This is a genomic window from Accumulibacter sp. (assembly GCF_036625275.1).
Lineage (GTDB): Bacteria > Pseudomonadota > Gammaproteobacteria > Burkholderiales > Rhodocyclaceae > Accumulibacter.
Genome location: NZ_JAZKUD010000004.1, coordinates 89,731 through 110,006, shown reverse-complemented (window position 1 = coordinate 110,006; position 20,276 = coordinate 89,731). Strand labels below are relative to the sequence as shown.

The 20,276-nt window shown below is 62.1% G+C and carries 22 protein-coding genes and 3 pseudogenes; 14 read left to right on the top strand and 11 right to left on the bottom strand.

Annotated features, from left to right (window positions below; genetic code table 11):
- Window positions 1-68 precede the first annotated feature (68 nt).
- From V5B39_RS03655 to V5B39_RS22135, 8 genes and pseudogenes are all read left to right on the top strand, one after another.
- A complete protein-coding gene (locus tag V5B39_RS03655) occupies window positions 69-782 on the top strand; it encodes an energy transducer TonB (RefSeq protein ID WP_332341552.1) in 714 nt (237 codons plus the stop codon).
- A gap of 9 nt (window positions 783-791) precedes the next feature.
- Window positions 792-1,526: a MotA/TolQ/ExbB proton channel family protein gene (locus V5B39_RS03650; protein WP_332341551.1), complete on the top strand. Its 735-nt coding sequence runs from the start codon at window positions 792-794 to the stop codon at window positions 1,524-1,526.
- Window positions 1,527-1,535: 9 nt separating this feature from the next.
- Entirely contained in the window at window positions 1,536-1,952 is a 417-nt protein-coding gene (locus V5B39_RS03645; RefSeq protein ID WP_332341549.1) for an ExbD/TolR family protein, read from the top strand.
- 543 nt (window positions 1,953-2,495) lie between these two features.
- Window positions 2,496-4,112, top strand: a complete 1,617-nt coding sequence (locus V5B39_RS03640) for a FecR family protein (RefSeq protein WP_332341547.1) — start codon at window positions 2,496-2,498, stop codon at window positions 4,110-4,112.
- 10 nt (window positions 4,113-4,122) lie between these two features.
- Window positions 4,123-5,658 (top strand): annotated as a pseudogene (locus V5B39_RS03635) (CHASE2 domain-containing protein); the annotation flags it as partial.
- 125 nt (window positions 5,659-5,783) lie between these two features.
- The gene (locus tag V5B39_RS03630) at window positions 5,784-6,953 is read left to right on the top strand and encodes a putative bifunctional diguanylate cyclase/phosphodiesterase (RefSeq protein WP_332341545.1); all 1,170 of its coding nucleotides are present in this window, start codon (window positions 5,784-5,786) and stop codon (window positions 6,951-6,953) included.
- Window positions 6,950-7,084, top strand: a complete 135-nt coding sequence (locus V5B39_RS03625; protein WP_332341543.1) for a hypothetical protein — start codon at window positions 6,950-6,952, stop codon at window positions 7,082-7,084. Before V5B39_RS03630 ends, V5B39_RS03625 begins: the two co-directional genes overlap by 4 nt.
- Before the next feature lie 256 nt (window positions 7,085-7,340).
- Window positions 7,341-7,466: pseudogene (locus V5B39_RS22135) on the top strand (IS630 family transposase); the annotation flags it as partial.
- Here the strand turns inward: V5B39_RS22135 and V5B39_RS03620 are convergent.
- From V5B39_RS03620 to V5B39_RS03610, 3 genes are all read right to left on the bottom strand, one after another.
- The gene (locus V5B39_RS03620) at window positions 7,407-7,601 is read right to left on the bottom strand and encodes a hypothetical protein (protein ID WP_332341541.1); all 195 of its coding nucleotides are present in this window, start codon (window positions 7,599-7,601) and stop codon (window positions 7,407-7,409) included. The pseudogene V5B39_RS22135 and the gene V5B39_RS03620 sit on opposite strands and share 60 nt — an antisense overlap.
- Window positions 7,598-7,843, bottom strand: a complete 246-nt coding sequence (locus V5B39_RS03615) for a hypothetical protein (RefSeq protein WP_332341539.1) — start codon at window positions 7,841-7,843, stop codon at window positions 7,598-7,600. The genes V5B39_RS03620 and V5B39_RS03615 overlap by 4 nt, the downstream gene beginning before the upstream one ends.
- 131 nt (window positions 7,844-7,974) lie before the next feature.
- Window positions 7,975-8,388, bottom strand: coding sequence for a hypothetical protein (locus tag V5B39_RS03610; RefSeq protein WP_332341537.1), 414 nt, complete (start codon window positions 8,386-8,388; stop codon window positions 7,975-7,977).
- A 344-nt stretch (window positions 8,389-8,732) separates the two neighbouring features.
- Between V5B39_RS03610 and V5B39_RS03605 the strand changes: the two genes are divergently transcribed.
- Both V5B39_RS03605 and V5B39_RS03600 read left to right on the top strand, forming a co-directional pair.
- Window positions 8,733-9,248 carry a phosphatase PAP2 family protein gene (locus V5B39_RS03605; protein WP_332341535.1) on the top strand — a complete coding sequence of 172 codons (516 nt, stop codon included), beginning with the start codon at window positions 8,733-8,735 and terminating at the stop codon, window positions 9,246-9,248.
- Window positions 9,248-9,628, top strand: coding sequence for a diacylglycerol kinase (locus tag V5B39_RS03600; protein ID WP_332341533.1), 381 nt, complete (start codon window positions 9,248-9,250; stop codon window positions 9,626-9,628). The genes V5B39_RS03605 and V5B39_RS03600 overlap by 1 nt, the downstream gene beginning before the upstream one ends.
- Here the strand turns inward: V5B39_RS03600 and V5B39_RS22130 are convergent.
- Together V5B39_RS22130 and V5B39_RS03590 are read right to left on the bottom strand one after the other, a co-directional pair.
- Window positions 9,613-9,762, bottom strand: a complete 150-nt coding sequence (locus V5B39_RS22130) for a PEP-CTERM sorting domain-containing protein (RefSeq protein ID WP_434735647.1) — start codon at window positions 9,760-9,762, stop codon at window positions 9,613-9,615. The two genes, V5B39_RS03600 and V5B39_RS22130, sit on opposite strands and share 16 nt — an antisense overlap.
- A gap of 709 nt (window positions 9,763-10,471) precedes the next feature.
- Window positions 10,472-11,308 (bottom strand): annotated as a pseudogene (locus V5B39_RS03590) (IS701 family transposase); the annotation flags it as partial.
- A 251-nt stretch (window positions 11,309-11,559) separates the two neighbouring features.
- Here V5B39_RS03590 and V5B39_RS03585 point away from each other — a divergent pair.
- Entirely contained in the window at window positions 11,560-12,033 is a 474-nt protein-coding gene (locus V5B39_RS03585; RefSeq protein ID WP_332341528.1) for a transcriptional repressor, read from the top strand.
- A 60-nt stretch (window positions 12,034-12,093) separates the two neighbouring features.
- On the opposite strand, the gene V5B39_RS03580 is transcribed toward V5B39_RS03585, so the two are convergent.
- From V5B39_RS03580 to V5B39_RS03570, 3 genes are read right to left on the bottom strand one after another with little or no spacing between them, the layout of a single operon-like run.
- Window positions 12,094-12,462, bottom strand: coding sequence for a cytochrome b5 domain-containing protein (locus V5B39_RS03580; protein WP_332341526.1), 369 nt, complete (start codon window positions 12,460-12,462; stop codon window positions 12,094-12,096).
- Window positions 12,459-13,712 carry a ferric reductase-like transmembrane domain-containing protein gene (locus V5B39_RS03575; RefSeq protein WP_332341524.1) on the bottom strand — a complete coding sequence of 418 codons (1,254 nt, stop codon included), beginning with the start codon at window positions 13,710-13,712 and terminating at the stop codon, window positions 12,459-12,461. The genes V5B39_RS03580 and V5B39_RS03575 overlap by 4 nt, the downstream gene beginning before the upstream one ends.
- 28 nt (window positions 13,713-13,740) lie before the next feature.
- Entirely contained in the window at window positions 13,741-14,025 is a 285-nt protein-coding gene (locus V5B39_RS03570) for a hypothetical protein (RefSeq protein WP_332341522.1), read from the bottom strand.
- Window positions 14,026-14,439: 414 nt separating this feature from the next.
- Here V5B39_RS03570 and V5B39_RS03565 point away from each other — a divergent pair, with 414 nt between their 5' ends.
- A complete protein-coding gene (locus tag V5B39_RS03565; RefSeq protein ID WP_332341520.1) occupies window positions 14,440-15,051 on the top strand; it encodes a class I SAM-dependent DNA methyltransferase in 612 nt (203 codons plus the stop codon).
- Between the two features lie 134 nt (window positions 15,052-15,185).
- Here V5B39_RS03565 and V5B39_RS03560 read toward each other — a convergent pair whose 3' ends face one another.
- Entirely contained in the window at window positions 15,186-16,361 is a 1,176-nt protein-coding gene (locus tag V5B39_RS03560) for an aminotransferase class V-fold PLP-dependent enzyme (protein ID WP_332341518.1), read from the bottom strand.
- Between the two features lie 257 nt (window positions 16,362-16,618).
- On the opposite strand from V5B39_RS03560, the gene V5B39_RS03555 reads away from it, so the two are divergent.
- Complete coding sequence (locus V5B39_RS03555; RefSeq protein ID WP_332341516.1) at window positions 16,619-17,560, top strand: DUF808 domain-containing protein; 942 nt, start codon at window positions 16,619-16,621, stop codon at window positions 17,558-17,560.
- A 113-nt stretch (window positions 17,561-17,673) separates the two neighbouring features.
- Here the strand turns inward: V5B39_RS03555 and V5B39_RS03550 are convergent, their stop codons facing one another.
- Together V5B39_RS03550 and V5B39_RS03545 are read right to left on the bottom strand one after the other, a co-directional pair.
- Window positions 17,674-18,204, bottom strand: a complete 531-nt coding sequence (locus V5B39_RS03550; RefSeq protein WP_332341514.1) for a CZB domain-containing protein — start codon at window positions 18,202-18,204, stop codon at window positions 17,674-17,676.
- Window positions 18,205-18,270: 66 nt separating this feature from the next.
- On the bottom strand, window positions 18,271-19,197 hold the full coding sequence (locus V5B39_RS03545; protein ID WP_332341512.1) for a LysR substrate-binding domain-containing protein: 927 nt from the start codon (window positions 19,195-19,197) through the stop codon (window positions 18,271-18,273).
- Between the two features lie 99 nt (window positions 19,198-19,296).
- On the opposite strand from V5B39_RS03545, the gene V5B39_RS03540 reads away from it, so the two are divergent.
- Complete coding sequence (locus tag V5B39_RS03540) at window positions 19,297-20,073, top strand: ferredoxin--NADP reductase (RefSeq protein ID WP_332341601.1); 777 nt, start codon at window positions 19,297-19,299, stop codon at window positions 20,071-20,073.
- Window positions 20,074-20,276: the final 203 nt, after the last annotated feature.

The following is a 20,276-nucleotide window of genomic DNA, read 5'->3' as shown; positions in this document are numbered from 1 at the left end:
CAAACACCTCGAATGAGCCCAAGGCCATGGCTCGACGGAGGACATCGGAGTCAATACACAAAGTCGCCATGCCTCTACAAAGCCCAGTGCTGGTGTGCCATGATCACGATACCCTCGCGACGGGGTATTACTCGCCGATCGCCGATGAAGGTACCGGATGGCTACATCGGAGCATCTCAGGTGTGGCAGTGCTCGCACTGCATGCCGCGATGATGCTGGTCCTTGCCTATGTCGCCGTCCGCCCCGAAGCGGTTGAGCCGATCCGCGCCCTGACCGTCCGCATGATCGAACCCGTGGCAGCGCGGCCGCCGAAGCTCGAACCGCCGAAGCCGCTGTCCCCGCAGCCGGTGCTGAAGAAGGCCCTAAAGGCCCCGACACCGCCGATAATGACAGCGGCCCGGCGTGACGATGCCGCGCCAGCCGGCTTCACCGTCGCACCCCAGCCCGAGCCGGTCGCCACCCCCCTGGTACAGCCCCCCGTCGCCGCACCGACCCCGATGACCGCTGCCCGCTTCGATGCCGACTACCTGCAGAATCCGAAACCGGTCTACCCGGCCATGTCCCGTCGTCTGGGCGAAGAAGGCAAGATCGTTCTGCGTGTGCGGGTCAGTCGCGACGGCTTGCCGCTTACCGTCGAGATCAGCCAGTCAAGCGGCTTTACGCGCCTCGACGAGGCTGCGAAGAGCGCCGTCGAACGCTGGCGCTTCGTGCCGGCGCGGCAGGGCGACGCGCCTGTTGAAGCCGCCGTCCTGGTGCCGCTCAATTTCACCTTGAACCACTGAGGAACAACGATGCGAACAGACATGGGATTGGCGCAGTTCTGGGCGCAAGGGGATGCCGTCACGCACTTTGTGGCCATCCTGTTGCTCGGGTTATCGCTGGCAAGCTGGGGGGTGATAGCCGGCAAGATCCATGGCCTGTGGCAATCCCGTCGCTGCCATGCCAGGGCGCTCGCCGCCTTCTGGGGCGCCGAGTCGCTGCCAGCGGCGATCGAGGCGATCCGCCGCGAGGACAGGACCAGTGTGCTCGCCGGGCTAGCGATTGCCGGCGCCAACGCCGCCGAGCTGCACCGGCAGAACGCCTCGCGCGGCATTGGCGCCGGCGTCAGCGCCAGCGAATTCGTCACGCGCTCGGTGCGCAGCCAGATCGTCGAATCGCAGGCAAGGATCGAATCCGGGTTGACTTTCCTCGCCTCGGTCGGATCGACGGCGCCGTTCATCGGTCTCTTTGGCACGGTGTGGGGTATCTACCACGCGCTGGTCGGTCTCTCCGGCGCCACGCAGGTGGTGCTCGACAAGGTCGCCGGTCCGGTCGGCGAAGCGCTGATCATGACCGCCGCTGGCCTCTTCGTCGCCATCCCGGCGGTACTCGCCTACAATGCCTTCACCCGCACCAACCGCCTGACGCTGGCACGCATGGACGGCTTTGCACACGACCTGCACGCCTACCTGACCACCGGCCTGCGCGGCCGGCCGGGCGACAAGCTGGTCGACCTTGCCGCAGTGCGCGGCGCCAAGAGCGCGTAAGGAGCGGCCATGTCCTTCGGTTCCTTCGACAACGGCGGCATGACGCAGCCGATGGCCGAGATCAACACGACGCCGCTGGTCGACGTGATGCTCGTGCTGCTGGTCATCTTCATCATCACCGCACCGCTTTTTCATCAGGCAGTGCCGGTCGATTTGCCCAGGGTCGATTCGACGAAGCTCGACGACAAGCCGCTGACGATTACGGTCGCCATCAATGGCGATGGGCAAGTCTATGTAGACGGCGTCGCCAGCGAGCTGGCGGCGCTACCGGCGCGCTTTTCTGCTGTTGTCGCTCATGGCCGTGATCCCGAGCTGCATCTGCGTGCCGACCGCAATACGCGCTACGAGCGCGTCACCGAAGTACTGGCTGTAGCACAGAAGTGCGGACTTTCCAGGATCGCCTTCGTCACCGAACCACGAAACTAGCGGCCCGCCGGATGTAGAGCCGAAATGTGGCGCGGTATCCGTAGGTTCGGCTGGTCTGTTTCCGTCCCTTTCATCTGACTGTGCCCAAGTAGTCTCGCCATCGCCCCGTTCCCACCTCCCGATCATCGAACCGGACGTGCAGATTTCCCGCATCCGGCTCTCGGACAAGACAGCAGCGCCTTGGCACGGCGCACGTGAATGAAAGTGTTGGGAGGGATCGACAGGCTCCTCTCAACCTCGCGGGGAAGGGGTGATCACCGCGGTCAACGCCCCTCGATCGAACAAGGCACTGCGGCCAACACTTTCATTCGCACCCCCTGGGTCGGCAAGTAGGGGTTTTGCAGGCAGCATCGACTACAATGCAGGACAGCACAGAGGGGATTCGGCTGCGCAGCACAGTCCATCGCCGGCAAGCGAAACCCCACATTGATCACGCCTGGATAGCGCCGCCGGATCGAGAATCGAGAATACTGCAACACGAAGGAACCCAATATGCACACCCTCCTGCACACAACCTCGCGGCCCGGTTCGGCGAGACGATCGATGCACGTGCTTCTGCTGCTTCTGGCGATGCTCTTCACGACCGCCGCACAGGCTCAGGAATGGCACTATACCGTTCGTCCTGGCGACAATCTGTGGGATGTCTCGACCCGTTATCTGAGTGTTGTGGACTACTGGCCGAAGCTGCAGGCGCTCAACGGGGTGACCGATCCCGAACATCTGCCCCCAGGAACCCGGCTGCGAATTCCGGTCGCCTGGCTCAAGCGCCTGCCGGCCAAGGCCCTGGTCCTGGCGGTACAGGGCCAGGCGCAGGCCCTGATCGCATCGACCCGAAAAAGGGTTGCCGTCGATCCCGGACTGTTCCTGCATCAGGGCGACATCCTGGGTACCGGGCCCGACAGCAATGTCACCCTGAGATTTGCTGATGGCTCGCGAGTGTTGCTGCAGGCGGACAGCGAACTGCGACTGGCGATCCTGAGCGCGCGCGGTCAGACGCCGTTCGTCGAAACCCGCGCCCGCCTGGAGAAAGGTCGCGCCGATAGCGAGGTGACGCCGCGCACGACCGGCACCAGCAACCGTTATGAAATCTGGACCCCCGCCGCCCATTCGGCCGTGCGCGGTACGCGCTACCGGATCAGCATGGACCCTGCGACGGCGACATCGCGACTGGAAGTGCTCGAAGGACTGGTCGAGTTGCAGGGTGGCCGCAAAACCCGGTCGATCCCGAAAGGCTTCGGCACCCTGGCCGAAACCGGCAAGCCGCCGCTCGTGCCGGTGGCGTTACTGCCGCCGCCGACGCTCGGTGAGTTGCCGCCGCTGGTCTCGCGCGTGCCGATCCGCTGGAGTTTTCCGACCGTGCCGGAGGCAGCAGCCTATCGCGCACAGGTCGCGCCCAACGAACAATTCGACCTCCTCGTGTTCGACGCCGTCTCGTCGACCTCGGCCATACGCGGGCCGGACCTGCCGGACGGGAATTACGTCCTCCGGATTCGCGGCATCGACGCCAGGGGCCTTGAAGGAAACGACGCCGAACACCGTTTCCGTCTGCACGCCCGCCCCGAACCACCGATCCTCGTCCGTCCTCCCCACCAGAGTGGCGTGGTCGAAAAACCCCTGCTATTCGAATGGTCTGAACCGCAGGGCGCGGCCAGCTACCTCTTCCAGTTGGCCAACGACGAACGCTTCCTGACCCCGCTGCTCAAGCAGGACGATCATCGCCAATCGCGCCTGACCGTCGAGCAGCCGCTCGAACCGGGGCCGTACTTCTGGCGGGTCGCTGTCCGCGACTCGACCGGACGGGAAGGTCCGTTCAGCGACCCGCAAGCGTTCCGGCTGCAGGCCGCAGCGCAGATGCAGCCCCCCGAACTGGCCGCCGACCGCCTGACCTTCCGCTGGGGCATGGCTGCGCCCGGCCTGCAGTACGACTTTCAACTGGCCAGGGATGTCGATTTTGCCGATCTCGAGCTGGAAAGCCGGGTATCCGAAGCGCAGGTAAGCTTGCCGCGCCCGGATTCCGGCGTCTATTACCTGCGCGTACGCACCATCGAGGCCGATGGTTACGTGGGACCGTATGGTCCGGTGCAGCGGATCGAGCTTCCTGCGCGCAACTATTGGCCGGCGGCACTGGTGGTCCTGCTCGCGCTGGTGTTGATCTTTTGATCCGGGTGTCGTGATTGCAACGTCCAAGACCGGTTCTGACTGGCCCAAACGGCTCCTTGTCTCGCTGTTATTGACGGCGGCTGCGCTGCTTCTGAGCGAAAGCAACGTCCTGTATCGCTGTGATCTGTTCCTCTACGACTGGAATCGGATGGCGTGGTCACGCGCACCGGCCGACGACATCGTGATCGTGGCCATTGACGAGCAAAGCCTGCGGGAAATCGGACGCTGGCCGTGGTCACGGCGCATCCATGCGCAACTGACCCGCCAGTTAACGGCGGCCGAGGCGAAGGCCATCGGCCTGAATATCGTCTTCGCCGAACCCGAGACCACCGATCCCGGCGCCGACGCGGAACTGGCCAGCGCCCTCGCGGCCAACGGCCGCGTCGTCCTGCCGGTGCTCAATGAACAGCACCGTCTCGGTGAGGAGTTGCGGGAGACCCTGCCGATCCCTCTGCTGCAGGCAGCGGCCGCCGGCATCGGCCACGTCGATGTCGAACTCGACCTCGACGGCATTGCCCGCAGCGTTTTCCTCAAGGCCGGCCTGGGATCTCCCCACTGGCCAACGCTGGCCCTGGCCATGCTCGAACTGAGCGACCCCGCGGCCGAGCGGGCGTTACCCGGCGAGCGCGCCCCACACACCGCGCCACCATCACCCGACGCCTGGCGCCGCGATTTTCGCATCCTGATTCCGTTTGTCGGCCCGCCGGGGCGTTTCCAGCATTTTTCGTACCGCGACGTCCTGCGCGGGGATTATCCGCCGGCAACCTTCCGCGGCAAGTTTGTACTGGTCGGTGCGACGGCTAGTGGCATGGCCGATGCACTGCCCACACCGGTTTCCGGTTTGTCGCGGCTGATGCCGGGTGTCGAATACAACGCCAACGTTCTCGATGCTCTGCGGCAAGGTCTGACCATCCAGCCGTTGCCTGGCCACTGGACGCTGCTGCTGACCGGGGTACTGGTGTTCTTCCCGATGCTGCTCCATAGCGCCTGCCCGGCGCGCTGGACCTTGCCGGTGGCGGCTTTGTCGCTGCTGCTGACCCTGATCAGCAGCTTCGTCCTGCTCTATGCCAGGCAGCTCTGGTTTCCGCCGGCGGCGACGCTACTCGTGCAGGGGCTGGGCTGTCCCTTGTGGAGCTGGCAACGCCTGCGCCTGCTCATCCGTTCTCTGTTCGAGCAGGAGGAACGTGCCCAGGTCACCCTGCACTCGATCGGCGATGCCGTGATCACCACTGACGCCAATGGCGCCGTGCAGTACCTGAATCCGGTCGCCGAAAGCCTGCTCGGCGCTGCGCCAGGCACTTTACGCGGTCAGGAACTGGGCAGCATGTTCCAGGTCGCCGACGAACACGAGTGCTACCGCGCGGTCAATCTGGTCGCCCTATGCCTCGAAACAGGCGAACTGGTCCGGCTGCCCGAGCCCTCGATCCTGCGCAACGACGCCGGCGAGGAATACGCCATCCGGGCTTCGGCGGCCCCGATCCACGACCAGCAGATGCGCGTCGTCGGAGTCGTCATTGCCTTCAGCAACATCACCGAAACCCGCCGTTTGACCGAGCAGATGCGGTATCAGGCCAACCATGACGCGCTGACCCATCTGCCCAACCTCGACCTGCTGCGCGACCGCCTCAAGCATGCCATCGCGCGCGCCGGAGCGGTCAGAGCCTGGCGCTGTTGTTCGTCGACCTGGATCAGTTCAAGAAGATCAACGAAGGGCTGGGTCACAGTGCCGGTGATGCCCTGCTGCGGGCCGTCGCTGACCGGCTGCTGCTCTGTGGCCGCAAGGACGACACCATCGTCCGCGTCGGCGGTGATGAATTCATCTGCATGCTGGAGGACCTGCGTCAGGAAGACCGGGTGGTGAACTTCGCGCATAAGTTGTTGAGGATGCTCGAAACACCGTTTCATATTGGCCATAATGAATGTGTGGTCACTGCGAGCATCGGCATCTGCCTGTTCCCCAAGGACGGCGGCGATGTCGAAACCTTGCTGCGAAACGCCGATACGGCGATGTATCGCGCCAAGGAGAGCGGCCGCAACAACATCCAGTTCTACTCCCACGAGATGCATGTCCGCAGCCTGGAGCGGCTGAATATGGAACAGGGTCTGCGTCATGCGCTGGCGCGTCAGGAACTGGAAATCCATTACCAGCCGCAGATGGACCTGCATGCGGGCCGCATCGTCGGCTTCGAAGCCCTGTTGCGCTGGCGGCATCCCCGGCGCGGGCTGATCTCGCCGCTCGACTTCGTTCCCCTGGCGGAGGAAACCGGCCTGATCGAAAGTATCGGCGAGTGGGTGCTGAGAACCGCCTGCCGGCAGGCGAAGGACTGGCAGCAGAACCTCCAGCCAACGCTGCGCATGGCGGTGAACCTGTCGCCCCGCCAGTTCCTGCGTCCCGGCATGGTGAATATGATCGCGGAAATCCTGCGGGAAACCGATCTGGAACCCCGCTATCTTGACCTTGAAATCACCGAGAGCCTGCTGATGAAGGACGTACAGGGCAGCATCATGACCATGCATGCGCTCAAGGCCATCGGCGTCCGCTTGTCGATCGACGACTTCGGCACCGGTTATTCTTCACTCAATTACCTGAAGCAATTCCCGATCGACCAGTTGAAAATCGACAAATCCTTTGTACACGACCTGGTCGCCGGCAAGGATGACGCCTCGATCACGCTGGCCATCATCGCCATGGCACACAGCATGTCGCTGACGGTGATTGCCGAGGGCGTCGAAAACGAGGCGCAAAGGGACTTCCTGCGCGCCAATCGATGTGACGAAATCCAGGGTTACCATTTGAGCCGTCCGCTCCCGGCGGACCAGATCCCGACATTGCTCAAGTGACCGTGGGTCAGAACCCGCTGATCCAAGCCGACTTCATCAAGCACCGCGCCCGGATGTTGCCCACCGCCGCGCGTTATGAAACGCTGCTCGATCTACCCTCCGGTGCCGATCTGGGGGCGGCTCACTGGTAGCCGGGCTCATCAATGCTCAGTTTGCACCAATTCTGGGAAGTTCAACTGGTAGAGTCGAGAGGTGGCGCAATAGCCGTAGGTTCGGCTTGTCTGTTTCCGTCCCTTTCGTCTGACAGTGCCCAAGTAGCCTGGCCATATCCCGAGAACGGTCACAGAATACTTAACTGCATGCGCCAGCCGCTGGTAAGCTTGAGCGATTGTTTTTCGCAGATGGGGTGAGGAGGCCATACTCAGACTGGATTTTACGGAAGCGCAAATGCGGGCTTTGGATTCGGCGCGATTTCGCCATGAGCCCCCACGGGTGCGACGGAAGAGGGAAGTCCTATGGCTGAAGAGCCAGGGGCTGGCGCACCAGGACATTGCCCGGCTGGCGAGTGTCACGGGCAAGACCCTGCGCAGGTATTTTCAGGAGTACGTTGAGGGCGGCTTCGAGGGGTTGAAGGAATGGCGTTTTCGTCGGCCGCAAAGCGAGTTGTTGTCGCACCGGGAAGCGATCGTGGCGTATTTTCGGGATCATCCGCCGGCGTCCATCCAGGAGGCAGGGGCGGCCATCACCCGCTTGACGGGCTTGACCCGTTCGCCTACCCCAGTGCGGGTTTTCCTGAAAGAGAAGTGCGGCCTGAAGCGCCGGAAGACCGGCACCTTGCCGGCCAAGGCGGACCCAGAGGCCCAAGAGACTTTTAAAAAAACGACCTCGAACCACGTTTGGCGCAAGCCCAGGCCGGCCAGCACGCCGTCTTCTTGGTAAATGCCGCGCACTTTGTCCTCGGCGCCTTCGTGTCGGGGTTGTGGTGCTTGGCTCGGGTCTGGTTCCGGTGCTGGTGGAAAAATTCAGGACCCATCTGGCGCGCTGGTTTTCCCCGCCGCAGCAAGGCACAATCCCCGAGTCTTCACGCGACGTGCACCAACTGGGGATGCTGGCGGTGGACGATTACCTGGATCAGCGATCGTCGCCACATGGTCATCTCTAGGTCCCTGTCGTGGAGTGGAAGAAGATGACTACAGATTCCGGTTTCCGCAATTTGCGGCGTGCCGCAGAGGCCGCCTGTTTCGCATTGGTGCTGACCGGTGGAGGCGCCGGTGCGGACGAAGTGCCACTGGTCGATGGCACGCACTAGACAAAGTCCGGCGACGATGTGAAGAAGGCCTATCTCATCGGTCTCGCCAACGTGGTTCAGGTCGAAGCGGCATATTAGCCAGGTGGCCAGAGGCGTCTGCACCGTGCGATAGAGCAGCGTGCGCTCGGGATGGCGACGGCGGTAGACGGTACTGCGCGGTGAGGCACAGGCGGCGGTGGCAGGCATGGCAGTCCGGATCGGGTGATCGGGACGTGATACGGGATGCCCATCCTGCTATTGATGCCAACGTGACTGCGGGTTGTGAAGGTCGGACGACATGGTCAATGTCGGCGGTGCCATCGACCAGCTTCGCCTCCTCAGCAACAGAAGGAATATCGCGGCCCTATGGCAGCTACGTGATGGAGAATGACTGGTGATGCTGGCCATCGACCTGTTCCGGGGTCGGCGGTGGCAAGCGGCACCGCGTCAGCAGGCGCGAGGCTGCCACCTGGTCGGTGGCTAGGTCTCGGTGCCCTTCCTGCTCGCCGACATGGCCGGCCAATCGAGCGCACAGGTCGAATGAGGCCCCTGTGGACAGCGCCTGGCTGAACCTGATGCACGCCTGGCAGCACCCGCTGCTCACGGCCGGCATGTGCGCGGCGACCTGGCTCGGCTCGCTGTTCGTGCTGCTGCCGCTGGCGCTCTTCGCCAGCTGGCGATGGGCTGGCGGGAGCGACTGGCGCGGGCGCGCCTTCCTGCCGGCTGCCGTGCTCAGCGCAACGGGCGTCGCCCACACGATCAAATGGCTGGTGGATCGCACGCGACCCGATGTTTTCCCCAGCCTCGTCTTGATGCCCGCCGACGCGAACTTCCCCAGCGCACATGCCATGCAGGCGGCGGCCTTCGTCACCGCTTGGCTGCTATGGACCGGCGGCTTTCGCCGCATGGGGCAGGTGGCGCTTGCCCTGCTGCTGGTGGGAACGGTGGGCTTGTCGCGCACCTACCTGCAAGTGCATTTCCTGTCCGACGTGCTGTTCGGCATCGCGGCCGGCGTGCTGTGTTCGGCTTTGCTCTACGCACTGCCGATCTGGAACCGGAAGGGCTGATGCGTCACCAGTTCATCGGCACCGGCGAGCCGGGTTATCACCCGCTGCGCAAGCTCCATACCGTCTTTTCGGGCCTGCGCTATGCGGTGGTCTACGACTGGTCGGTCACCTACCAGCTCATCCTGTCGGCTTTCGTCCTCGCCGGCGCCTTCGCCATGCGCGCCTGGGTGGACTTCCTGCTGATAGTGGTGGTGACCGCCTTCGTGGTCTTCGCCGAGATCGTGAACAGCGCCATCGAGGCCCTGTGCGACTTCGTCGAGGAGCGGCACAACGAGAAGATCAAAGTCATCAAGGACATCGCCGCCGCAGCCGTCGGCATCGCCATCTTCGCCTGGGTCGTGGTGATCGTGGTCGAACTTGGCCGCTACCTGGACGCCTGAACGGCCACGGCGTCCACCCGCCGCTTGATGGGTCGAGAAAGGCCGATCAACCCCAGTCCGGCGAGCGAGAGCAGCAGCGTCAGCGGCTCGGGAACCCCGGTGAATGTGGCGTTGAAGGTGAAGTCGTCGATCATCCAGCGCGTTTGATAGGGCTGCACGAGGGTATTGCTGCCGGTAATGCGCAACGAGGTGATGCCAAGGAAATCGGCCTGTACCCAGTCGTACCCGATACCCAGATTCACGGTCAGACTATCGACCAGGGTCGCGCCATTGAAGCCTTCCAGAGTGAGGAGCGCAGCGGAATCGGATTGCAGGGCATCGTAGATGGTGAAAGTCGAAAAATAGGCGCCGTTGAAATCGAAGGGGTCGCCGCTCGCCAGACGACCAAGTACAGGGCCGGCATAGTTGGATGCCTGGTTTTCTCCGGAGGGGGAGTTGTAGCTGTTACCGTAGCTGCTGGCGGCGGAATAGCTGGAATCGCCCCAGGCGTACAAGTCGGTATCGCCGACAGTGCCCCACAGGAAACCTTTGTAGGGGGTCGGGACGTTCAACACACCGGAGACATTCATGACCAGATCGTCGAAATCGAGGACGTCGGCCTGCGCGGTCTGGCCGGCCAGCAGGGTGCAACACACCATGACCGCCCACGCCACGCGCTTCTTGGCAACACCCAACCGCGGCTTGGCCTGGGCGGAGCAATGTACGGTAGCGCGGGATGGCGAAGCCGGGATTGGTTCGATAGCAATGGCTGGCAGCATTTTTTCTCCTGATGGAATGTCGAAGTCGGCGCCACACCAGTTGTCGTGACGACCCGCCCGGAATGACACCAATAAAATACCATAACCAGACCATATTAACACAGACGGAGGCTGCAGCAATTCCAAATTTGAACCGCATAACCGGCTGCACCTTGCCGTACAGCGTCAGCTCGATCTCCTGCACCGGCAAGGTTTTGAGTATCGCCGCATCGACCCGCTGACCGTACTTGCGCTTCGGTCCTCGGCGTTTCGGCTCCGGTTCGGGCGGAAGAAACAAGGCCGTATCCCGACGCACCTGCCCGATGATCCGGACCTACTGTTCGAGCAGGGGCAGAATCAGACTGCGGCGCATGAACCAGGCATCGATCAGCAAGCGCACCCCCTTCACGTGCCCCCGGACCGACTCCATCAGCTGGCGTGCCACCCAGAGCTTGCCGCGCTGCCCCGACTCTTCGAGGAGCCAGGAGCGAATCGGTACTGTCAGCGCCGAACCTAACCGGACGCGCATGACCCGGGCCAGCGTGACCCAGCACTGGCTGTTCAGAAAGGTCGGCCGATGGGCCTTGTGGCTGTGATCGTGTTTGATGCTGATCCCCGGCCCGAGCTTCGCGCAGCGCGGAACCCGCGTATCGTCGAGGATCAGGGTCACCCGTTCGGCCGGGCACACCAGCAGTATCAGCTGCAACAAACGTAGTGACCGTTCGGTGACCGACACCTGCGCCCGCTCGATCAGCTTGTAATAGGTCGTCCAGTGCGCCTCTCGGCGAATCGCCCCGATGGCGCGCGTGACCCAGCCTTCCGGGTTGAGCATGCAGCCGATCAAGAGTTCGACGAAGGTCCGGCAGGAACGCGGTGGCACGGCTACCAGAAGGAAGGAAATCCATTCCGAGAGCAGCAAACAGACGTTGGCAGCGAGAGACATGAGGGAAAGTCCGAGATCGAAAACGATCCCTCATTGGTCGCCGCGCGCTGCTTGCGCGAGAACCTTGCACAAGCAGCGCGCGGCGACCTCACGATTCCTATGTCATGTCAAGTTTTTTTGCATTTCCCCCAACTTTTTTTGTGGCACCGGGATGTCTTTGGCATCCGCCGCCGATCGCGAGTGTCTAAACTTCAGTGGATACAAAAAATGCAATGTTATAACATTGCATTTGCGCTACCAAGAGCCTGCCCATGAAAATCACACCTACTGCTGTGCTGTCGTCTCCTTGCGATAACAAGGAGGCCCTCGACCAGGCCGACGCGGCCTGCAAAGTCCGTGGCGCCAGCCTCACCGCGATCCGCCGCGAAGTGCTTGAGCTGCTGTACAACAGCCCGACCGGGGTCAAGGCCTATGATCTGCTGGCCAGAATCCAGGAAGCTCGGCCGAATGCTTCACCTCCCACGGTATACCGGGCGCTGGATTTCCTGATCGAACAGGGCTTGGCGCACAAAATCGGACGGATGAATCTGTTTGTCGCTTGTCGCCATGCCTCTCACCGAATTCCCAGCTTGTTCCTGGTCTGCCCGAAATGCAGCGGCGTCACCGAGTTGCAGGAACAATCGGTGATGAGCGCCCTGTCGAGCAGCTTGGCAGCTGCCGGGCACCGCCTGGAAAGCCCGGAGGTGGAAATCAGTGCGATATGTCCCCGGTGTTCGGGGATATGAACAGGTTATTTTGCTGACTCCAACCCGGTTTTCTTGTTCATGAGCCAGATGGACGCGTGCTCAAGGGACTTTGGCAAACAACCCGATGCGGTATTTCGCCAGCAACTCGTCGGCATAGGGCGAGTGCGGCCGGCCTTTCATCTTGGTGTTGTACGCTTCGCTGGCTTCCTTGCCGCACCAGGGCAGCACGATGTCCGGACGGGAAGGATGCTCCGGCAGATAGGTGCTGAGGTCATAGACCGCACCGCGAATGGCCATCCAGCAATTCTCCGGCGAGCGATGTTTCGCGAGGTCCGCCGGGGAGATGGTTTGTTCCTTGGCCTGCGCGGCTCCCTGTCCGGCTGGTAGCCACCAGACCGAAGTGGTGCCGAGACCAGCGACTGCGATCCAGAAGGCGATCGTCGAAAAAATGAAGAGTTTGCGGGTCATCGGAAATCGAAGCTTTCAAAATGGATGTTCTGCTCGCCTACGCCACGATCCTTCAGCACGCGGGAGAGGCTCTCGATCAAGGCAGGTGGACCACAAAGATAACACTCCTTCCCGCTCAACAGGTCGCTTGCCGGCAGGAGTTTTTCAACATTCGGAATGCCGGCGCCGGTCGGCAAGGCTTCCAGGATGAGGTGTGCATCGCGCTCGGCAAGGGCTTGCAGTTCGTCCAGAAAAGCCGCGTCCGCTGTGCTGCGAAACAGGTAGAGCAGACGCGTCGGCTGACTCAGCGGCTCACTCCTGAGGATGGCCAGGAACGGGGTAATACCGATACCACCCGCTACCCAGATCTGTGGAGTGGCCGGTCGTTCGGCGAGGAACTCGCCAAACGGCCCCTGCACGCGCGCGGCCACTCCCGCTTCGAGCCTCTGCATCTGCTGCGTGCAATCGCCCAGCGCTTTGATGCCAATGCTGAATTCCGCTCCGGGACCCGTTGCGCAAATGGTGAAGGGGTGGTATTCCCCGCATCCTCGGTAATGCGGACCATGGAAAAAGGCGACCATAATAAACTGACCTGCCCGCGCGACGATCGGTGTGGCCAGCGGCCGCAGGGAAATCTCGACCATCGACTGGGCAACCGGATGTACCGAATTGACGATGTAGGGTTTGGCGGCACAGCCGGCGTCGACCCGGATCAATCGCCAGACCAGCAGCAAGACAGCCGCCAGGGTGGCGAGCAGAGCGGCCATGCTGATCCCGAGCAGAAGAACATGCACGAATCCGACGATGACGCCGATTCCCAACAATCCGTGCAGCCAGCGCCAGGAGCCGTAAGGCAAATGCCTGGCAAAGGTCGTGGAGAGCCCCAGCATCAGCAATAGCAGCGCTCCCCAACCCACCCAGACCGGCCAGTTCGCCGAAAACGGCGAAATCACTTGCCAGGCCAGCAGCGGCGATTCCTGCCAGCCATCGGCGGCCAAAGTCAGGGGGTGAAGCAGCAGCAACAGATAAGCCGCCACACCGCTGCGGTGATGCCAGAGCGTCATCCGCTCAAGACCACCGAGCCAGATCGCCAGACGCACCTCGCGCACCATCAGCAGCAGACTGGCGAGCAGCAGGCCGCAACCCACCCAGCCCAGTACGATCGCGGTCGCTCGCCAGAAGCGAAGACCTTCGGGAAAAGCCCAGAAGACCGGCGCCCCAACGAGGAAAGAAACAACGATCGGCAGCCACAGAAAGCGCAGACGGTTCATCGTCGATCGATTGCTTTCCGGTGAAGGACTATTCACCGACGGCATCGGGGCGCTTCAGATGTTCGCAGATGTCCCGGCGACCGCTGGGCAGCGCGACCCCGCGTTGGCGGGCCCGCTGCTCCATGAGCGGATGATGTTCCTGCTGGTAGGCGCGACATTCTTCCAGAGTGCGGAAACTCCGGATACGGGCCTGATGGTCGATCCGTTCCTGGGGAGTCATCAACTGCCAACCCCGGGTATTCTCTTCACTGGCCCGCCAGGGGCCGCCGGCCTGGGCAGCCGATGCCGCCAGCAGCAGCCCGATAACCAACAAGGATACCAACGCCTGGCGCGGCATTGCGCATTTCCCGCCAACTCGGGTGATCAGCGACGCTGCTTCCGCCATTTCCGCCCTGCTCCTGCCCGGCCTCGCAGCGCACCATCGCCAGCGATTCTGGCTGTAATGAGGTAGGGTGCCCTCAAAGGATGCCAGTATCAGCCTGATCAATTCCATGTCATTCTCCAGGTTGATGGCTTGATCAAGAAAAATAAGCGGAACAAGGAATCCATGCCTCTCGCCCGTCTTGCCTCAGCTGATTCTGATCTATCATGAAGCCTGCAAACCCGACGATATGCCAGTGCACAGCACAAACCGGACGAATGTGATACCCCCCGTCGCCTCGCTGGGGTAACCGGCTGGCAACGGGTCTCGCCAAACCGCAAGCACCCCGATGGAGTGAATACTACGATGAATTTTGACGACAAGGCAAAGACCTGGGACTCTGATCCGGTCAAGGGAGAGCGGGCGCTCGCCGTTGCCACGGCGCTTCGCCAGCGGGTGCCGCTGGCGCATGACTGGCATGCGCTTGAATACGGCTGTGGAACCGGACAATTGAGTTTCGCTCTGCAGGCTGATCTGGGCCGGATCACGCTGGCCGACAGTTCGCCCGGCATGTTGGCGGTATTGCGAGAGAAGGTCATCGCTGCCGGGCTTTCGCATCTGCATCCGCTGGCCCTCGATCTGACGACGGATTCACCCCCTGCCGCACGCTACGACCTGATCTATACCCTGATGACCCTGCACCACGTCACCGACACGCGCCGGCTGCTGCACGTTTTTCATGACCTGCTGCGACCTGGCGGCTGGCTGGGCATTGCCGACCTGGACCAGGAAGATGGCTCGTTTCACGGCCCCGGCTTCACCGGTCACATGGGCTTCGATCGGGACGCACTGCAGGCGCAACTGACAGAGGCAGGGTTCGACAGGGTGGATTTCTCCACCTGCTTTCTGATGAAAAAGTCGACCGATCAGGGGGAGCGGAAATACTCGCTGTTCCTGGCGGTCGCGACCCGGCTGTAACGCGATCCGCCACATACCCGCTCTCAGAGGTTGTCAATGAATCTACTGCCCAACCGATCTGCGGCGTCGCCCACTCCTCGCCTATCCACCTGAGATGAGAAGAAGATGAAAGTGCTCGTACGTGGGCATCCGCATCAGCGGGATTTCATGTTCGCACTCTCATGCTCCGGCAGCGGGTGCATCCGCGTCACCGCATCGAGCGCGTCAGCCAGATTGCGTACCGTACGGTCGGGGTTGTGGAGCTTTTCCAGGCCGAACAGGCCGATGCGGAAGGTGCTGAAATCGGCCGGCTCGCCACACTGCAGTGGCACGCCGGCCGCAGTCTGAACGCCAATGGCGAGGAATTTCCGGCCTGACTGGATTTCCGGATCGTCCGTGTAGCTGACGACGACACCCGGCGCCTGAAAGCCTTCGGCGGCAACGCTCCTGAAACCCTTGCCCGTCAGCAAGGCGCGCACGCGCAGGCCGACTTCGAGTTGCTCCTGGCGTACGCGCTCGAAACCGTAGTTTTCGGTTTCTCGCATCACGTCGCGCAGGGCCGCCAGCGTGTCGGTCGGCATCGTCGCGTGATAGGCATGACCGCCATTTTCGAAGTTCTCCATGATCTGCATCCACTTCTTGAGGTCGCAGGCAAAGCTGCTGCTGGTCGTGGCGTCTATCCTTTCCCGGGCGCGCTCGCCAAGCACCACCAGCGCGCAGCAGGGCAGACCGGTCCAACCCTTCTGGGGAGCGCTGATCAGCACATCGACCGAGTGGGCGACCATATCGACCCAAACCGCACCGGAAGCAACGCAATCGAGAACGAAAAGGCCATCGACTGCGCGCACGGCCTCACCGAGGGCACGCAGGTAATCGTTGGGCAGGATCATTCCGGAGGCAGTTTCGACATGTGGCGCAAAAACAAGATCCGGTCTCTCGGCATGAATACGGGCAACGACTTCCTCGATCGGCGGCGGCACGAACGGTGCCTGTTTCTCCTCGCCGAGTCGGCGAGCCTGCATCACGATACTGGCCGAGGGAATCCGCCCCATCTCCAGGATCTGTGTCCAGCGGAAGCTGAACCAGCCATTGCGGATGATCAGGCACTTCTTGTCGGTGGCAAACTGGCGGGCCACGGCTTCCATGCCGAAGGTGCCGCTGCCCGGTACGATGATCGCCGTCTTGCCGTTGTAGACAGTCTTGAGAATCCGCGCGATGTCCTTCATCACGCCCTGGAAGCGCTGCGACATATGGTTCAGGGAGCGATCGGTATAGACCACCGAGTATTCGAGCAGACCATCGGGATCGGGTTGGGGCAGCAGTGCAGGCACAATTGTCTCCAGTGAGTAGTATGAAAGGTAAAAGCCAGGATTGCATCCGTGAAGGACGGGGAGCATAACGCCAAGTCCGCATGGCGCGCTAGTCGCAAAACGGCCTGGCAGCAGGCGCAACCCTGATGATCGCCGCAAAAAGGCCTGACTGGGCAGATCGGCCGACCGTGCAGCGCCTGATCGTCTAGAATTCAGTCCCGGCTACCGCACCCTTGGTAGCACTCGAATGCAAACTCACCCTGAAAACTGGAGCCATCATGGCCGGAGCCAGCCTGCTTGCCCTGATCGATGACATTGCCTCGGTCCTCGACGACGTCGCCCTGATGACCAAGGTCGCCGCCAAGAAAACCGCCGGCGTCCTTGGCGACGATCTGGCACTCAACGCCCAACAGGTGTCTGGCGTACGGGCCGAGCGCGAGTTGCCGGTGGTCTGGGCAGTCGCCGTCGGTTCGCTGAAGAACAAGCTGATCCTGGTACCGGCGGCGCTGATGATCAGCCGCTTCATGCCTTCGGCAGTGATGCCGCTGCTGATGCTCGGCGGCATTTATCTGTGCTTCGAAGGCGTCGAGAAACTGGCTCACCGCTGGCTGCATGACACTGACGATGACGACGCACAACACGCTCAGGAGCTGGCGCTGCTGGCCCAGGAGAATGTCGATCTGCCGGCTTTCGAAGCCGACAAGATCAAGGGAGCGATCCGTACCGACTTCGTGCTCTCGGCCGAGATTGTCGTCATCGCGCTCGGCACCGTCGCCGACCAGTCCTTCGGCACACAGGTCGTGGTGCTGTCAGGGATCGGCCTGATCATGACGGTTGGTGTATACGGCGTCGTCGCCGGCATCGTCAAGCTGGACGACATCGGACTCCATCTGCTGACCAAAAGTGGCGCACTGGCGCGAATGATCGGCAAAGGCCTGCTGCTGACGGCACCGCGTTTGATGAAGGCGCTGACGGTCATCGGCACGGCAGCGATGTTCCTGGTTGGCGGTGGCATCCTGACGCACGGCATACCGCCACTACATCACCTGATCGAACACCTCGCCGGGCTAGCCGACCCGATTGCCGGCGTCGGCGGCGTGCTCAAGGCGCTGTTGCCGCCCCTGCTTGACATGCTGGTGGGGGTCGTTGCCGGCGGCCTGTCCCTCCTGGGTGTCCGGGCTTTCACCGCCATCCGTGCTGCGCTCGGCAGGCGAAAATGACGCGAGGTCGTGACCGCTCATCATTCAGCGCAGTAAATTGCCTGGGCAGCACTGCAGGCCAGGCCAAGTGATCTTCTTCCCCGGCCTGGTGGAATCCTGAAAGGCCGGCGGAATTACTGCGCTGCCCTTGAAAGCCTGTCCTGCCAGGTCCGCAGGGTCAGCGCGAGTCTTCCGGACATCGTCACGTATTCGCCGTAGAACATGCCGTAGGCCTCGTTTTTCTTGCCAGACGCCGCCAGCTCGACCACTTCCGCTGCCAGTTCATGAAATTCGGCATGCAATCGTCTGACTTCCTGGTAATCGTTTGATGCTCGATCTTCCTCTGACCAGGAAGGACCCTCCAACCATTTGCCGAATTCACATTGGTCAGCCGCCCGGATATCTCCCAACTCAATGCCGGGGTTCGGTTCAAGCACGATTTCCCTGAGCTGCGACATCCACCGGGTATGCGCGCCAATCGCCTTTTCAATGTCCGCCACTCTATCCACCGCTTTTCCTCCGTTGCCTGCCCGTCGTTCATGGGAAAGTTGCGCCGGCCACTCACAAACCTCTTTCCCGCAAGCGGGAAAGAGGGCGGGAAGAGGGAAACGGTCATGGCTCGATGATTGCGGAGCTGGAACTGCCACGACCGTTGGCCAGTCCACCGTCGTTCTCTATTCTACATCCCTGGATGCGATGTCGTCTGGCCGACAGGCCGACACACGTTGGCATCAGGGGATGAACGGCCACTCGATCTGATCGCTGCGCTCGATACCTGTCGTCATCGTTCGACATAGAGCGACGAACTCGCGCAGGCCTGCGGTCTGGAACTTGCGACCATGCCAGAGGAAGTGGAAGTGCCGGCGCAGGTCAAGTTCGGGAGTCTCGATGGCCACCAGGCTGCCCCGCCGGAAGGCCTCGCGCAACGCCAGGCGAGAAATGCAGCCGATACCCAGACCGAACTCCACAGCACGCTTGATCGCCTCGGTATGCTCCAGCTCCAGCCGGATCGGCAAGGAAAAATGCTGATGGCGCAGTGCCTGGTCGAGGGTCTCGCGCGTCCCCGATCCGGGTTCGCGAACGATCCATGCCTGTTCAGCCAGTGCAGCCAGCGATGCTCTCCCCTGCCTCGCCAAAGGATGCCCAGGTGCGCAGAACACCACCAGTTCGTCTGCAACCCAAGGTTCGACGGCCAGGTCGGGATGCCGACATGATCCTTCAATCAAGCCCAGATCGAGCTCGTGCCGAGCCAGTTGATCGATGATCGTGGCAGTATTGTGCACGCTCAATTGCAGCGTGCTCTCGGGGTGGCGTTTGAGGAAGTCGGCGACGATCAGCGTCGCCAGGTAGTTGCCGATGGTCAGCGTTGCTCCGATGCGCAACTTGCCGTAGCCGGCGCGGCCTTCGAGCACAGTTTCGATCGCCGCCGCCCGCTCGATCAGTTCGACCGCCTGTGGCAGCAGGGCCTGCCCGAGTTCGTTGAGACGCAGCATTTTGCCGAACCTGTCGAAAAGCTGCGTGTCGTATTGTCGTTCGATTTCAGCAAGCGCCGTGCTGGTCGCTGACTGCGACAGCGCAAGCTCTGCGGCAGCACGCGAGACGTTCTCGTGGCGAGCGACCGCCACAAACACGCTGATCTGACGCAAGGTGAATCTCATATCTAATATTCAGATATATTTTATTCATAGAATCTGTTTTACAAATATAGCATGAGCAACTACGATGACTCGCATCAACCGCACAGCAGGGTCAAGGCCATGAGCAATTATTCCGCACAACGCGTCCTTTCGGTTCATCACTGGAACGAATCCCTGTTCAGTTTTCGCACCACGCGCGACCCCGCCCTGCGCTTCATCAACGGACAATTTGTGATGATTGGCCTGCCGCAGGAGGGACGGCCGCTGACGCGTGCATACAGCATCGCCAGTGCCAACCACGACGACTACCTGGAGTTCTTCAGCATCAAGGTCCCCAACGGCCCGCTCACCTCGAAACTGCAACACCTGTCGATCGGTGACGAAGTGGTGGTCAGCCGCAAACCGACCGGCACGCTGGTGCTGCGCGACCTGCGCCCCGGCCAGAACCTTTATCTGCTGGCCACCGGCACGGGCCTCGCGCCGTTCATCAGCCTGATCCAGGACCCCGAGACCTACGAACGATTTGAAAAGGTGGTGCTGATCCATGGTGTTCGCTGGATCAGGGATCTGGCTTACAGCGGGTTCATCGAAAAAGAGTTGCCCGGCCACGAGTTTTTCGCCGATCTGGTGCGCGACAAGCTGATCTATTACCCGACGGTGACCCGCGAATCCTTCCGCCACCAGGGCCGCATCACGCAACTGGTCAACAGCGGCCGCCTGTTCGCCGACATTGGCCTGCCGCCGTTCGACCCGGCGCGCGACCGCGCAATGGTCTGCGGCAGCCCGGCGATGATCAAGGACTGCTGCGCCTTGCTCGACGCGCGCGGCTTCCAGGTTTCACCGTACATCGGCGCCCAAGGAGATTATGTGATCGAGCGAGCCTTTGTCGACAAGTAGATGCGTTGAACTCGTCGATGGGGTGTAGATTCGAGATGTAGCGCGGTAGCGCATGAAGGTGGCTGCCAGGACCCTACCCGGCTTTCGCCGCGCAACGTGCCCACTGCCGCCCACTTTCCTCGGCGCCTCCGGCAAAATGCCCGCCAAACGACGGAGTCGCGCGTCCCACAGGACGCACCAGGCATCTCCGGACCTCCTTCCAG

Bases quoted from the DNA above. Each gene is read 5' to 3' on its own strand.
- V5B39_RS03655 (WP_332341552.1), top strand. From the start codon at position 69: ATGCCTCTACAAAGCCCAGTGCTGGTGTGCCATGATCACGATACCCTC.
- V5B39_RS03650 (WP_332341551.1), top strand. From the start codon at position 792: ATGCGAACAGACATGGGATTGGCGCAGTTCTGGGCGCAAGGGGATGCC.
- V5B39_RS03645 (WP_332341549.1), top strand. From the start codon at position 1,536: ATGTCCTTCGGTTCCTTCGACAACGGCGGCATGACGCAGCCGATGGCC.
- V5B39_RS03640 (WP_332341547.1), top strand. From the start codon at position 2,496: ATGCACGTGCTTCTGCTGCTTCTGGCGATGCTCTTCACGACCGCCGCA.
- V5B39_RS03620 (WP_332341541.1), bottom strand. From the start codon at position 7,601: ATGATCCCGAAAATACGCCACGATCGCTTCCCGGTGCGACAACAACTC.
- V5B39_RS03610 (WP_332341537.1), bottom strand. From the start codon at position 8,388: ATGCCTGCCACCGCCGCCTGTGCCTCACCGCGCAGTACCGTCTACCGC.
- V5B39_RS03600 (WP_332341533.1), top strand. From the start codon at position 9,248: ATGCGTCACCAGTTCATCGGCACCGGCGAGCCGGGTTATCACCCGCTG.
- V5B39_RS22130 (WP_434735647.1), bottom strand. From the start codon at position 9,762: ATGATCGACGACTTCACCTTCAACGCCACATTCACCGGGGTTCCCGAG.
- V5B39_RS03585 (WP_332341528.1), top strand. From the start codon at position 11,560: ATGAAAATCACACCTACTGCTGTGCTGTCGTCTCCTTGCGATAACAAG.
- V5B39_RS03580 (WP_332341526.1), bottom strand. From the start codon at position 12,462: ATGACCCGCAAACTCTTCATTTTTTCGACGATCGCCTTCTGGATCGCA.
- V5B39_RS03575 (WP_332341524.1), bottom strand. From the start codon at position 13,712: ATGAACCGTCTGCGCTTTCTGTGGCTGCCGATCGTTGTTTCTTTCCTC.
- V5B39_RS03565 (WP_332341520.1), top strand. From the start codon at position 14,440: ATGAATTTTGACGACAAGGCAAAGACCTGGGACTCTGATCCGGTCAAG.
- V5B39_RS03555 (WP_332341516.1), top strand. From the start codon at position 16,619: ATGGCCGGAGCCAGCCTGCTTGCCCTGATCGATGACATTGCCTCGGTC.
- V5B39_RS03545 (WP_332341512.1), bottom strand. From the start codon at position 19,197: ATGAGATTCACCTTGCGTCAGATCAGCGTGTTTGTGGCGGTCGCTCGC.
- V5B39_RS03540 (WP_332341601.1), top strand. From the start codon at position 19,297: ATGAGCAATTATTCCGCACAACGCGTCCTTTCGGTTCATCACTGGAAC.